The organism is Pseudomonas sp. ERMR1:02, assembly GCF_002277815.1.
GTDB lineage: Bacteria > Pseudomonadota > Gammaproteobacteria > Pseudomonadales > Pseudomonadaceae > Aquipseudomonas.
In genome coordinates this window covers 37,096-49,935 of the sequence record NZ_NKJI01000011.1, presented here as the reverse complement: position 1 = coordinate 49,935, position 12,840 = coordinate 37,096, and the positions used below count along the sequence as shown (strand labels likewise).

The following is a 12,840-nucleotide window of genomic DNA, read 5'->3' as shown; positions in this document are numbered from 1 at the left end:
GTCAACGAGGCCGTTCACTGATGGGAGGTGCGTAACATGACGACGAACACCGAAACCGCCATCCTGGCCGGCGGCTGCTTCTGGGGCATGCAGGATCTGTTGCGACGCTACCCCGGGGTGCTTGCCACGCGGGTCGGCTACTCGGGCGGCGATGTACCCAATGCCACCTACCGCAACCACGGCACCCACGCCGAAGCGATCGAAATCGTCTTCGACCCCGAGCAGATCAGCTATCGTCAAATTCTCGAATTTTTCTTCCAGATCCACGACCCGAGCACCAAAAATCGCCAAGGCAATGATGTGGGTATGAGCTATCGCTCGGCACTCTATTATCTGAGCGATGAACAAAAGCAAATCGCTGAAGATACCGTTGCCGACGTAGAAGCCTCCGGCCTCTGGCCCGGCAAGGTCGTCACCGAAATCGAGCCCGCCGGACCGTTCTGGGAAGCGGAGCCTGAACATCAGGACTATCTCGAACACTACCCTAACGGCTACACCTGCCACTTCATCCGGCCAAACTGGACACTGCCCAAACGCGGATGATGCCTTTCCCCGTGTAGGAGCTGGCTTGCCAGCGAAGGTCGTTAACGATGACGCGCGTCGACGGGTTAACCGTGTCGTTCGTGAGACCTTCGCTGGCAAGCCAGCTCCTATGTATGGACTCGCCCCCACTGTCTACCCGCTTTTGAAAAACCGCCGCCCCGTTGCATCTATGTATTAGGCCTATTCGAGGAAGCCGTCTTCGGCTTCTGGCCAAAATTGGAAGAGCTCGTGGTATGCCGATTACAGTCAGGCCTCGAAGGCCAGTAGGAGCTAAGGCATCAATCCACGCCGGTCTTACCTGGGGTCAATTTTTTTCAGCAAAGGGCCGGACAGTTAGTACCTCGGTGGCAGAACTCTGTCGCTCAGTGGCTCATCGTCGCTTGCTGGCCATCACCAGCCTGGCGACGATAAGTCTGGTCATTCTGGAGAAGCACCCAGACGATTCGCAGGTTGCGGTTGGCTAGCCTGACCGCAGCCTCCTTACGACCCAGCCGGCTCATCCAGCGCAACAAGCGGCGGTCATCGGGTTGCTGGGAATCAGGTCGTAGTTGTTGCAGCACCGCATGGGCTCCCTGGATCATCAGGCTGCGTAAATACACATCGCCTCGCTTGGTCATGTCCCCCAGCCGGACCGTTTGCCCGCTGCTGTACTGGTCAGGCACCATGCCAAAGTACGCGGCAAACTTGCGGGCATTGGGAAATCGCTCAGGCTTGGTTTCCTTGGCCACCAGTGCCGTGGCAGTGACTGGGCCGATGCCGCGCACAGTCATCAGTCGCTTCGCCGTCATGTCGGCGTTGGCGGCCACTTCCAGGCGCCCCGTCAGCACGCTGATGCGTTCGCCCAAATGGCGCCACTCGGCCAACAGTTCGTCGATCAGTTCACGCAGCAGGCCCGGCACCGGCTGGGTGGCATCTTCCAGTACCCGCGGAATTTTCTGACTGATCGCCACATCGCCCTGCGCCAAGGCCACGCCGTGCTCGAGCAGCAGGCCGCGCATCTGATTACTCACCGCCGTGCGTCGACGCACATAGCCTTGGCGGGCGCGATGCAACGCCTGCATTGCCAGCGCCGCAACGCTTTTGACCGGCACTGCGCAGATCTTTTCATCGCGACCAGCCCGCAGAATCGCCAGCGCATCGTTGCGATCATTCTTAGGCCCGCTGCGATGTGTGGCCACCAAACCGGCTGGAAGAATCCGCGCCAGATTGCCTTGGTCTTGCAGCTGCCGGGCCCAGGCTTGAGCCCCCGGGCCGGTCTCCATCAGCACCACGACATGAGGCGGCAACTGGCGGAGAAACTCATAAAACGCCTCGCGCGACTTGATCCGCTGCTCGTAGTGCACCTGGCCGAGGACGTCTTCACCGGCGACCTGAAAGACCTGCTTGGCCAGATCGACCGCCACGGTTGTGCAGGCCGACAAATCGGAAGAAGACACGGATTGATCAATCGAAGTATGCTTTTTCATGGACTCGCCCTCGCTGTCGTTGGCTGTTTAGACTGCCACCGTGGCGCATTGACGCCTCGGCTTGGGCGAGTCCATCCAATTACAGTTGTCATCGGTCGTCCGAAAGGTGAGTGGATAACCCGAGGTTCGCATTGCGCACTTTCGACCATCAAGTTGCCATTGGCGATCTAGACTCCACTAATGGCGAGAAAGAGCACTCGCCTGTTCGATCAGCAGACCAATAAAAACAAGGAAATCAACCTTGAACATTTCAACCCTTTGTCTCCTGGGGAGCCTGCTGGTTTCCGCTGGGGCTTGTGCCAACGGGATTATCCCTGTCCTTGAACTCGACTTCACAAGATCGGCCACTGAAATCCTGAAAAAACACGGCATTAACGACGCTTGCATCATCGCCGCCTCCAACCCCGGGGCGTTCACCTACTGCCGGGAAGGCTCGCCGACGCTGTGGAAGTACCAGGCGCTGGACCTGAATCTACAGGCGTCGGCCCTCACAGGCACCAAGACGGCTTCAGTGGATAATGGACGAATCACCCTCGTCGAGGCCGACAGCATCGCCTGTGAACCAGATACCTCCAAGCCCCTGGTCAATCCGGCGATTACCCGAACGCTGGCCCTCGGCCTGATCGTCCTGTTTCTGCTCATTGGCTTGCGCCACACCTATAGGGCAACCATGGACGGATTCTTTGTTCGTACCGCGTATTCGGGCACACACATGCCGCGGTCGACCGGTTCCTTTCGCTCGAACCGATCGACAACGAAGGCCTTGGGCGCTTTTGCCATCGCCGCTGCCGTGGCATTCATTTATTTCGGTTACGGCGCGTTTTTAACATGACGGCGGATAACCAAATCGCAATCCGGAGTATTGGCAAAAAATCTCGAACTCGTGCCATGGCGCTACATCCAATGTAGACACTGGAGGTAAACGCCATGAGTAACGATGACCGTGTTAAACCCCTCGCTCCATCCGTGGAACTGTCCCACGAGCCCGATAGCGACGGTGCTGATGAATCCATGCCCTCCCCTCAGCCCCCACCCGATGAGCCGGAAGCAGGCGAGCTACAGCGCAAAGTCGACGAGATCCAGCGCAAAGTAGCGGATGGCAATTGAAACGGTGGATACCGCCGCTCCCACATAAAATTTTCAGTGCCGGCGGGTAACGGTGAGCGCCACCACCGCAATGCGTTCGGCCAGTTCATAGCCGGGCTTGAGTAGTTCCTCGCCGAACACGTCAGGGTCCAGCTCTCTATACGTCCAGCCAAAGGTATCACCCGACAACATGGGCAGGACGGCTTCGAAGAAAGGATCCTGGCCCGCCACCATTGCCACACCGGTGTACAGCACCAGGCTCGCGGCCTGGTCCAGGCGCGGCAACGACTCGCGAACAATGCGCAGTGACAGCGCTTCGCCCAACGCCCCGCCGCCGTGCCGATAGGCGCGCTGCTGGCTGTCATTCATATAGGGGGGATTGGCGATGATCAGGTCGAACTGCCCTTCGACACTGTGCAGAATATCGCTGTGGTAAACCGTGACATTGTTGATCCCGGCAAGCTCGGCATTGACCGCCGAGAGTCGCAGCGCCCGTGGATTGATATCCACGGCCAGCACTTGGGCGTCAGGCCGGGCGCGGGCGACGATCACCGCCCCGACGCCCGCACCACAGCCAATGTCTACCACTCGCCGGACGGGCTCGAAGTGCTGCTGCAGATGCGCTTCGATCAGCTGCGCAAAGCGGTAGCTGTCAGGCCCGAAAAATACCGAATCGGCTTGCGTGGTCGGGTACGCCGAATGCGCAAACAGCAAGCCTTCAAGACGTGACCAGCGCACCGTGCTGCGCCACCGCGAGCCATCCTCCTCGACAATGCCCGCCTGCTTCATGACCGCGAGTTCTTTGGCCTGGAAAAGCGTGTGGTCGAAAGGCATCGACCAACCGAAGGCATCGCGAAGATCTTTCGCAAGCGGTGCAGCGAAGCGCTGAAGGATTGTTTCGTGGGTCAATGGTGTTGGGGTGACGAAACGGTAATCCTCTGCGATCAGACGCTTGCCCAGTTCCAGCAACGCCCGATCCGCGATTTGTTGTGCTGACATTGGACGCTCCTTGATTCAGCGCAGCCGGCTACGCAGCTCGACGAAACGCCGGGTTGCGAATAATCCTGCCGGGCGATGGTGCCGTTGTGCTGAAAGCCATGGAATCAACGACTCCAACTGTTGGCGTGGCGATTGGTTGCGCAGGCTGTCCTGCAAGGCCTTGAGCTCCGGATCATTCGAATCATCAGGATCGGCGCCAGCGTTGCTGTCAGGATCCCGAGGCATCGCAGACCGACGTTTCGCCTCCTGCCTGTCATCGGCGATCCAGTCGTGGATCAGCTGTTTCTCATAGCCATCGAACACACCAAACATCGCCGCCGTGCTGCCCTCGATCAGTTGCCAGAATCGACTTTCCTGCGGCGGGCGATAAAGTTTGATCCAGCCCTTGCGCAGCATGGCGGCGAGAAAATCTTCGACATGTCCGGGCGACGACAGCCACTGGTTGACGGTTTTCCCTTCAAGCCGGCAGTAGTCGGAGTGCATGTGCTGACCGAAACCGCGCTTGCGCTCGAGCATGGCGATCACTTCACGGTGCAGGTCGAACCCTTGAATCACCGCAGTGGAGCCGAGCCCCAGGTCATTGAGGCGATAACCCAGGGCTACGCGCCGATAGAACTGCGCCCTGCCTTCATCCAGCGGCAACAGATCGAGCAGCGCCTTAACAGCCTTGCGCCCATGGCCGCTACTGACGTTGTCGATGGTCACATGCAGGGTGAAGTAGTACGGGTCGATACCCAGTTCACGCAGTTCATAGGCGCTGATCAACAAGTGCAACGGTAGTTGTTCGTAACCCAGGTTGTAGCCGATCACCTCCGGCATAAAGGGCTCGCTGCAACGTCCCAGCGCCAGTTGAATCGCGCCTTGCACAAAGTGCTGGTCATCCAGGCCTTGCTGATCGTCACAGCCGTGTTCAGCCAGCAGATTACGGTAAATCAGCACATGATTCTGTCGGGGATCGCCCTTGCCCAGTTCTTCCAGATAAGTCGTCAGCAGGCCGTCGAAGCGATAGTCCTGCCAGTGATTCACAACCCCCTCCAGCCATGCACCATCGACCTCTTTGGTCGGTGCTACGCGTTGCAGAAAATACAAGGCGTGGGCCTTGTTCTGGAAATAGCGGCGCCCGGCTCCCTGCTGGCGCTCGGCAAGGTAGCGGGCGTAATCGCGAGCCACATCGGCGCAATGTTGTTCGGCCCAGGAGATTAAATGTTCTGGCGTGTCTGGCAGGTCACAAGGGAGTTCAGCGGCACGAGTTAGTTGCTGGCGCAGGAAGGTTTCGGCCCGTTCGTTGGCCTGTGGGGCATCGCTATACAGCGCGTCGTACAAGTCGCGATAGCCGTCGAGGCTGGATTGCGCAGGTGCCGAAGACGCGCCGGGCAAGGGTTTGAATACAGTCATTGACGTGATTCTCCTGGGCTGGGCGTTTCGGCTATGTCCTTAATTGAATGGCGAACACTTGAAACGCTTGCTCGTTGAACAGGAGATTGAGCCGGTCGTGGAAAATTCCATTGGTTTGGGTAAAGCGGGGACCGATGGTGCTGCGGCTTTGTGAGGGTGCCTACGCAAAATATTGGTAACACGCGTACCTGTAGGAGCCGGCTTGCTGGCGAAGGCGGAGTATCAGGCACTGCATTGTTGACTGGACTGCCGTCTTCGCCAGCAAGCCGGCTCCTACAGGGGATTTGGTACATTTGCAAAATCAGGTCGGCTGTCAGACCGATCCATACTTGAGCTGCACTTTTTTGGCCATGTCTTCCTGTGTGGTACATCCGCTATTTGCAATGCGTCTATAGCGTCACTCGTGCAGCCTGCATGGCGCGTTTCAAATCGCGGTAAAACAACCCGTTGATTCCAAAGCTATTTCCGCCCGTGAGCCGATTGGCACAGCAAATGCTGCTTCACTTTAGGAAACCAGAGGGCCCCGGAACAGAACCGGCCCAAAGCCAACCGTGATAGTAGAGGTAAGATAATGAACGCCATCGACATGCTGAAAGCCGACCATGAACGAGTAAAAGCCATCCTGACTCAACTGGAAGACTCAACCGAGCGGGCGGTTAAAAAACGCTCCGAACTGCTTGCAAAGCTTGAAATGGAAATCATGATCCATACCAAGCTTGAAGAAGAAATTCTCTACCCCGCCTTCAAAAAGGCAGGGGGTAAAGAACAGGAAAAAATGTACTACGAGGCCAAGGAAGAACACCGTACGGTCGACTCGCTGGTATTGCCCGACCTCAAGGTCACAGACCCTGCCAGCGTCGAGTTCTCCGGCCGCGCAAAAGTGGTCAAGGAACTGCTTGAACATCACATTGAAGAAGAGGAAACCGAGATGTTTCCTCAAGCCCAAAAGCTCCTGGGCAAAGCTGAGCTGGAGGAGCTGGGCAAGCAGATGGAGATGATGAAAGCGTCTTATAAAAAAGAACTCGGCGGCGGCAATATCGCGGCTTGACGCAGAGCAAGCCTGTTTCATTCGATGCTCCGGTTTTGAGGCCCGCTATCTATGTAGCGGGCTTCTCAATTTTTGCCGCACCAGTAAGACGGAGGACTTTAATATGATTGCCTCATTGACCGGCATGAAGCCGGGCGAGCGCTACGTCGTCGAAAGCATCGAGCGCGCACATCATTTCCCAGGCTTCTTTCTCGACGGAAAGTATTACCTGGAACCCGAGCTACAGACTGCCGTCGGCTGGCTCGAAGGTCAGCAGTTTCTGTACGACCAACTCGACCCCACAGGAGAACCGGTTTTTCCGGAGCGAGTCGCCGGCACCATCGAAGACCTGACATTGATCCTGGCCGATGGGGCGCGCCTGACGTTAAGCGAGGATCCTTTCCGCGCTCAGGCAGATCTACCCATACAACTGACCGCAGCCCGCCCTGTGCAGAAATTCGAGCAGCGCCCTTCGCCGCTGCTCGTAGCCGCTGCAGCATTGTTGTTTGGCGGTTGTCTGCTGGCACTCAATCGCTTTAGAGGCCGAAACCGCAACCGCTGACACCCGGCGTCAGTGTTCTTTAGGTCACTCTTTCGCCAGCGGGCCGGGCAGCGCAGCACCTTGCTGGAAGATCACGGTCTGCGCTGGCATCGGCGCCGGAAAGCCGGCTTCGCCGAGGGCATCCTTGATGATGCGGTTGGTGTCGAAATACACCTGCCAGTAATTTTCGTTATGGCAGTACGGGCGCACCGCCAACACCGGGCCGACCAGGTTGAACTCCAGAATTTCCACATCCACCGCCGGTGTTTCGAGCACATTGGGAATGGCGGCGATTTTCTCTTTCAGCAAAGCCACGGCCGCTTTCCAGTCGGCGGCGCCAGACAACTGCGCTTTTAGTTCGACGCGCCGGAATGGGTTGTGGGTGAAGTTCTGGATGTTGTCGCTGAAGATCTTGTTGTTGCCGACCAGGGTCAGCACGTTGTCCGGGGTGTTGATGGCGGTGGCGAACAGGCCGATTTCGGTGACGGTCCCGACCACCCCGCCGGCGCAGATGAAGTCGCCCACCTTGAACGGGCGCAGCACAATAATGAAGGCGCCGGCGGCCAGGTTGGCCAGAAGCCCCGACCAGGCCAAGCCGATCGCCAGGCCGACCGCAGCGAGCAGTGCGGCGAAGGTGGTGGTCTGCATGCCGAGGTAACCGAGGATGGCGATCACCAGGATGATGTTCAGCGTCACGGTGATCGCCGAGCCGACATAGCGCAACACGGTCGGGTCGACCTTTTGCTTGCCCAGTCCCTTCTGCACCATGCCGACGGCAAAGCCGATCAGCCATCGGCCGATGATCCAGAACGCGATGGCGCCCAGAATCTTGACCGCGAAAGCCACGCCATAGGCCTGCACCACGGCTATGAGCGCGTTGAACTTCTGGGTGGTTACGTTAACGATGGTCTCGTCCATGGTGCAAACTCGCATATGAGGGTAGACCTCAAGACGCTAGCACAGCCGGCGTAAGCCGCCAGTGCAGGCGCGAGTTTGCTTCCACAGGTATTTAAGGAGTTCGCAGCATTTGTGCACGACACAAATCCATGTGGGAGTGAGCCTGCTCGCGAAGGCGGTGGGTCAGCCAACAATGTTGTTGGATGTGATGCCGTCATCGCGAGCAGGCTCACTCCTACAGGTTTATGAGGTGTTCGCAGTATCGGTGCGTGCCACAATTCCATGTGGGAGTGAGCCTGCTCGCGATGACGGTGGGTCAGCCAACAATGTTGTTGGATGTGATGCCTTCATCGCGAGCAAGCTTGCTCCTACAGGGGTTTGCGCTACTTAGTGCGGGGCGCGGGGAATGGTCTTGAGCAGGTCTTCGGGACTGATGTGGCCTACGACTGGCTGCTCGCTGCCCGGTAGCGGGAGGCCGAGGATGTGCCCCTTCATTTTGCCGATCACGTGCATCTCGCAGGGTTTGCAGTCGAACTTCAGCGTCAGCACTTCATTACCGTGAATCAGCTGCATCGGCGCAACTTTGGTGCGCACGCCGGTAACGCCCTTGGCTTGTTTCGGGCACAGGTTGAAAGAGAAGCGCAGGCAATGTTTGGTGATCATCACCGGTACTTCGCCGTGCTCCTCATGGGCCTCGTACGCCGCGTCGATCAACTTGACCCCGTGACGGTGATAGAAATCCCGGGCCTTCTGGTTGTAGACGTTGGCCAGAAACGACAGGTGCGCTTCCGGGTACACCGGCGGCGGGTTGGTCTCGGCCTTGCGGCCACCCCGAGGGTGGGCCTGAAGACGGGCCGCGGTCAGCGCTTCGATCACTTCGCGGCGCAAGGCCTTGAGCTGCGAGTTGGGGATGAAGAACGCCTGCAGTGCATCCAGTTCGATGTCGGTGGCGTGGTATTCGGTGGTGCCCAGTTGGCCGAGCAGATCACGCAGTTGCTCCAGCGCCTGTTCCGGCTTGTTGGCCAGACCGAACGGGCCGTCCAGGATCACGCTGGCGGTGACGCCCTCCTCGCTGGTGGCGGTCAGTTGCAGACGCTGCTCGTCCAGGCGCGCGACCCAGGCCACGCCGATTCGACGCTCGGCGGAGGTCTTCTGCAGGGCTTGTTGCCAGTTATGGTCCAGGTTGCGGCTCAAGGGATGATTCGGGCGCAACTGGTGCAGACCTTTCGGCATCTCGTTGGGCTCGACGCGGTAGCGGTAGCGCTTTTCGCCATCCTCTTCGAACTCGCCTTTAGGTTCGGCAATGTTGGTGCGCCAGCCCACGACCTCGCGCTTGACCAGCACATTGAGGCCGTCACCGTTGGACAGCGGCTCTTGGGTGACCACGATCAGGTCGCGCTTGCCGACTTTTTCCACGACGCCCACCGGCAGGCCGGTGAAGGTCGGCGAGTCGAACGCGCCGATGTCGATCTTGCGATCGCTGACGAAGTAGTCGGTGCTGCCACGGTGGAAGGTCTTGTCCGGGTCGGGCACAAAGAAGTGCGCGGTGCGGCCACTGGAAGCGCGAGCCAGGTCCGGACGATCTTCGAGGACGTCGTCCAGGCGCTGGCGGTAATAGGCGGTGATGTTCTTCACATAGCCCATGTCCTTGTAGCGCCCTTCGATTTTGAACGAGCGTACGCCGGCTTCTACCAAGGCGCGGATGTTGGCGGCCTGGTTGTTGTCCTTCATCGACAGCAGATGCTTTTCGTAGGCGATCACCCCGCCTTTTTCGTCCTTGAGGGTGTAAGGCAAACGGCACGCCTGGGAGCAGTCGCCACGGTTGGCACTGCGCCCGGTCTGCGCGTGGGAAATGTTGCACTGACCGGAGAACGCCACACACAGCGCACCGTGGATGAAAAACTCGATTGCCGCGTCGGTCTCATCGGCGATTGCGCGGATTTCCTGGAGGTTCAGCTCGCGGGCCAGTACCAGTTGCGAGAAACCGGCCTGGTCGAGGAACTTCGCCCGCGCCAGGGTGCGGATGTCGGTCTGGGTGCTGGCGTGCAGTTCGATCGGCGGGATGTCCAGTTCCATCACGCCCAGGTCCTGGACGATCAGTGCATCGACACCGGCATCGTACAACTCGTGGATCAGCTTGCGGGCCGGCTCCAGCTCGTTGTCGTGCAGGATGGTGTTGATGGTGGTGAATACCCGAGCATGATAGCGATGGGCAAACTCCACCAAACCGGCGATATCGCTCACTTCGTTGCAGGCGTTGTGGCGCGCGCCGAAGCTCGGGCCGCCGAGGTACACGGCGTCGGCGCCATGCAGGATGGCCTCGCGGGCGATGGCTACGTCGCGGGCGGGGCTGAGCAATTCCAGGTGATGCTTGGGCAGGGACATATATTTTTTTAGTCAGGCTGTCACGGTCGAGGTGCGCATTGTAGCGGCGAAACGCCCGACCGGCACCCGTGTGCTGCCGGGTGGCGTCTGCTTGATGACCAGGAACACGATTTGTAGCAGCTGGCGAAGCCTGCGTCCGGCTGCGCAGCAGTCGTGAAATCTGGCAACCCGATCTACCAGTTAGATCGCATGCACAGGTTTTACGACTGCTTCGCAGCCGAACGCAGCCTCGCAGGCTCGGCAGCTGCTACAGATAATGCGAATTCAGAGCTTGGCAATCGAGACTTCGGTGGACTTCACAAAGGCAATGACTTCGCTGCCCACCTTCAATTCAAGATCGCGCACCGAACGAGTAGTGATGACCGATGTGACAATTCCAGAAGCGGTTTGCACGTCGATTTCGGAAACCACTTCGCCTTCCAGAATTTCCTTGATGACGCCCTTGAACTGGTTGCGGACGTTGATCGCTTTGATGGTCATGATGAGGCTTCCTGTCTGATTGAGCACATCCGCGTGGATGGCAGGCCTTCAAAGTGCACTGCCTTTAACCACAACAAAAGGAATATATAATTATCTATTTATATCTTATTGGAATATGCGATCTGTTTGCCACAGGGGCTTTCCCTGCTGAAAGCGGTACTTCAGTTAAGAACTAAAACGAATTAATAAATACAAAATCAGTATTTATCGTTATAAAAATTTACGCGTAATCTCCAGTCATCCCGTCATTCATCACCACAGTGAAGTGCCCCATGAATCCGACTGACAACCTTATCGACTTCGCCAGCTACCGCAAACGCAAACAGGCTCAGCAACGGGCACGGGCCATGTGGGAGATGTATGCACGCAACGCAGGTTTACAGGCATTCCAGTGGGTGCAAGCTTCCACCGAGACTCGTCACGCGTGAACATCAATGAACCCTCGCGCTTTCTGGCGAGCGCCGATGAACCTGTACTGGATCTAAATAGCCTGGAACATCAGGAAGAAGACGCCAACTGCGAACGGGTCGCACAGAATCTTCAGCGTTTGCGCAGCAAGCGTCATCTGTCCCTTGATGCCCTGGCACGCCAGTGTGGCGTGAGTCGGGCAATGCTGGCGCAGATTGAATCCGGACGCAGCGTGCCGTCCATCAAGGTGCTGTGCAAAATCGCCAAAGGTTTGAAGGTATCGGTGGCCGCGTTTCTAGAGCATCGGGCCTTTGAGGGTGTGGCCGTGTTGTCGGCAAGCCAGAGCAAACGTCTGGTCAGTGCCAACGGTGCGTTCGTCAGCCGCGCACTGTTCCCTTTCGATGTAGCGCGCCAATCGGAGTTTTACGAACTGCGCCTTAGCCCGTTGGGTGAAGACCAATCCGAAGGCCATGGCCCTGGTGTTCAGGAAAATCTTGTGGTGGCTCAAGGTGTTCTGGAGATCAGCGTCAACGATGAACGCTATCTACTTTCCACGGGCGACTCGATCCTGTTTTATGCGGACCAGCCCCACCGCTATCGCAATCCTGCCGACAGTGAAGCAGTGGCTTATCTGGTGGTGACCTACCCCGAACGCCTGGACTGAAACCTGAATGACTGAATAACTGTAGGAGCGAGCTCGCTCGCGATGGACGTTAACGATGATGCGTGTTTTCAGATTAAACGCGCCAGCATTGAGTTCATCGCGAGCGAGCTCGCTCCTACAGGTGCAGGTCAGGTATCAGCAGGTGCAGCACATCAGCGGCATGCCATTGCAGCTCATCATCATCGGCATGCTGCAGTCGTTCATCATTTTCATCATCAGGGCGCAGCAGTTTTTCATCATGTCCATGTTCATGCCGGCCATCGGCATGATTTTGCACATCATGCCGTCCGCCATCATGGTGCATTCCATCACGCACTTCATCATTGGCATTGGCATGCCCATCATCGGCATCATCATGTTTGCCATCGGCATGGTCATGCTCGCCGAAGACATGCACATCATGCTCATGTTGCCGCAGTGCATCATCATCGGCATGCCGCAGTTCATCATCATCTGCATCATTTCAGCGCTGTTCTTGAACATCGCCATGTCCATGCCAGCGGCCGGCATCATCTTGCACATCATGCCGTCGTCCATCATGTCGCAGGTCATGGTCGCCATCATCATCGGCATGCCCATCATCGGCATCATTGGCATGTTGGCGTTCATCGGCATTTGCATCTGCATGGCGTTCATCATGGTGTCGCTCCCTGAAGGATTGGATAGTTGGACGAAGCTGATGGGGCCGATTCTAGGGAACTGGCCAGGCGCAACAAGCTGGCGGTCAAACAGCCAAAGTCGATGTCGGGGCAGCTTTAACGAGGCAGGCAGGACGGAGATTTCCGTTGTGACGGACAAACCTCTTCATTCACGGAAAAAAACAAAACCATGACGCGGGTTCTTCGGCTGCAGATATGCCAATTGCGTCTATTTAAATAACCGAAGGAAATAATCGTTCTAAATGACACTGAATTTCAGGCAAAAAAAATCCCAGGCAGCTGATGGACGC

The 12,840-nt window shown here is 57.7% G+C and carries 13 protein-coding genes and 1 pseudogene; 7 read left to right on the top strand and 7 right to left on the bottom strand.

Translation table 11 applies throughout. The features are described from left to right. Window positions 1-36 precede the first annotated feature (36 nt). Window positions 37-543, top strand: a complete 507-nt coding sequence (msrA, locus tag CES87_RS19495; RefSeq protein ID WP_128607397.1) for a peptide-methionine (S)-S-oxide reductase MsrA — start codon at window positions 37-39, stop codon at window positions 541-543. A 362-nt stretch (window positions 544-905) separates the two neighbouring features. Here the strand turns inward: msrA and CES87_RS19485 are convergent, their stop codons facing one another. Further along, window positions 906-1,964 (bottom strand): IS110 family transposase, encoded by a 1,059-nt coding sequence (locus tag CES87_RS19485; protein ID WP_128605370.1) that lies wholly within the window; start codon window positions 1,962-1,964, stop codon window positions 906-908. A gap of 286 nt (window positions 1,965-2,250) precedes the next feature. Here CES87_RS19485 and CES87_RS19480 point away from each other — a divergent pair, with 286 nt between their 5' ends. After that, window positions 2,251-2,841, top strand: coding sequence for a hypothetical protein (locus CES87_RS19480; RefSeq protein WP_128607396.1), 591 nt, complete (start codon window positions 2,251-2,253; stop codon window positions 2,839-2,841). 95 nt (window positions 2,842-2,936) lie between these two features. Then, window positions 2,937-3,116, top strand: a complete 180-nt coding sequence (locus tag CES87_RS19475) for a hypothetical protein (RefSeq protein ID WP_128607395.1) — start codon at window positions 2,937-2,939, stop codon at window positions 3,114-3,116. A 33-nt stretch (window positions 3,117-3,149) separates the two neighbouring features. Here CES87_RS19475 and CES87_RS19470 read toward each other — a convergent pair whose 3' ends face one another. Then, window positions 3,150-4,094: a class I SAM-dependent methyltransferase gene (locus CES87_RS19470; protein WP_128607394.1), complete on the bottom strand. Its 945-nt coding sequence runs from the start codon at window positions 4,092-4,094 to the stop codon at window positions 3,150-3,152. 15 nt (window positions 4,095-4,109) lie between these two features. Beyond that, a complete protein-coding gene (locus tag CES87_RS19465; protein WP_128607393.1) occupies window positions 4,110-5,489 on the bottom strand; it encodes an iron-containing redox enzyme family protein in 1,380 nt (459 codons plus the stop codon). A 571-nt stretch (window positions 5,490-6,060) separates the two neighbouring features. Here CES87_RS19465 and CES87_RS19460 point away from each other — a divergent pair. Further along, on the top strand, window positions 6,061-6,537 hold the full coding sequence (locus CES87_RS19460) for a hemerythrin domain-containing protein (protein ID WP_128607392.1): 477 nt from the start codon (window positions 6,061-6,063) through the stop codon (window positions 6,535-6,537). A 103-nt stretch (window positions 6,538-6,640) separates the two neighbouring features. After that, window positions 6,641-6,925, top strand: a pseudogene (locus CES87_RS19455) (short chain dehydrogenase); the annotation flags it as partial. Between the two features lie 177 nt (window positions 6,926-7,102). Here CES87_RS19455 and CES87_RS19450 read toward each other — a convergent pair. The 3 genes from CES87_RS19450 to CES87_RS19440 form a co-directional block, all read right to left on the bottom strand. Further along, complete coding sequence (locus CES87_RS19450; RefSeq protein ID WP_128607390.1) at window positions 7,103-7,975, bottom strand: mechanosensitive ion channel family protein; 873 nt, start codon at window positions 7,973-7,975, stop codon at window positions 7,103-7,105. A gap of 366 nt (window positions 7,976-8,341) precedes the next feature. Next, on the bottom strand, window positions 8,342-10,339 hold the full coding sequence (locus CES87_RS19445; protein ID WP_128607389.1) for a U32 family peptidase: 1,998 nt from the start codon (window positions 10,337-10,339) through the stop codon (window positions 8,342-8,344). A gap of 264 nt (window positions 10,340-10,603) precedes the next feature. Then, window positions 10,604-10,819 (bottom strand): molybdopterin-binding protein, encoded by a 216-nt coding sequence (locus CES87_RS19440; protein WP_007904463.1) that lies wholly within the window; start codon window positions 10,817-10,819, stop codon window positions 10,604-10,606. Window positions 10,820-11,091: 272 nt separating this feature from the next. Between CES87_RS19440 and CES87_RS32400 the strand changes: the two genes are divergently transcribed. Both CES87_RS32400 and CES87_RS19435 read left to right on the top strand, forming a co-directional pair. After that, a complete protein-coding gene (locus tag CES87_RS32400; protein ID WP_178081452.1) occupies window positions 11,092-11,247 on the top strand; it encodes a hypothetical protein in 156 nt (51 codons plus the stop codon). Between the two features lie 62 nt (window positions 11,248-11,309). Then, window positions 11,310-11,891 carry a helix-turn-helix domain-containing protein gene (locus tag CES87_RS19435; RefSeq protein WP_371858233.1) on the top strand — a complete coding sequence of 194 codons (582 nt, stop codon included), beginning with the start codon at window positions 11,310-11,312 and terminating at the stop codon, window positions 11,889-11,891. A 135-nt stretch (window positions 11,892-12,026) separates the two neighbouring features. Here the strand turns inward: CES87_RS19435 and CES87_RS33365 are convergent, their stop codons facing one another. Beyond that, a complete protein-coding gene (locus CES87_RS33365) occupies window positions 12,027-12,530 on the bottom strand; it encodes a hypothetical protein (RefSeq protein WP_256590996.1) in 504 nt (167 codons plus the stop codon). Window positions 12,531-12,840 lie beyond the last annotated feature (310 nt).

Bases quoted from the DNA above. Each gene is read 5' to 3' on its own strand.
- msrA (WP_128607397.1), top strand. From the start codon at position 37: ATGACGACGAACACCGAAACCGCCATCCTGGCCGGCGGCTGCTTCTGG.
- CES87_RS19475 (WP_128607395.1), top strand. From the start codon at position 2,937: ATGAGTAACGATGACCGTGTTAAACCCCTCGCTCCATCCGTGGAACTG.
- CES87_RS19470 (WP_128607394.1), bottom strand. From the start codon at position 4,094: ATGTCAGCACAACAAATCGCGGATCGGGCGTTGCTGGAACTGGGCAAG.
- CES87_RS19465 (WP_128607393.1), bottom strand. From the start codon at position 5,489: ATGACTGTATTCAAACCCTTGCCCGGCGCGTCTTCGGCACCTGCGCAA.
- CES87_RS19460 (WP_128607392.1), top strand. From the start codon at position 6,061: ATGAACGCCATCGACATGCTGAAAGCCGACCATGAACGAGTAAAAGCC.
- CES87_RS19450 (WP_128607390.1), bottom strand. From the start codon at position 7,975: ATGGACGAGACCATCGTTAACGTAACCACCCAGAAGTTCAACGCGCTC.
- CES87_RS19445 (WP_128607389.1), bottom strand. From the start codon at position 10,339: ATGTCCCTGCCCAAGCATCACCTGGAATTGCTCAGCCCCGCCCGCGAC.
- CES87_RS19440 (WP_007904463.1), bottom strand. From the start codon at position 10,819: ATGACCATCAAAGCGATCAACGTCCGCAACCAGTTCAAGGGCGTCATC.
- CES87_RS32400 (WP_178081452.1), top strand. From the start codon at position 11,092: ATGAATCCGACTGACAACCTTATCGACTTCGCCAGCTACCGCAAACGC.
- CES87_RS33365 (WP_256590996.1), bottom strand. From the start codon at position 12,530: ATGATGAACGCCATGCAGATGCAAATGCCGATGAACGCCAACATGCCA.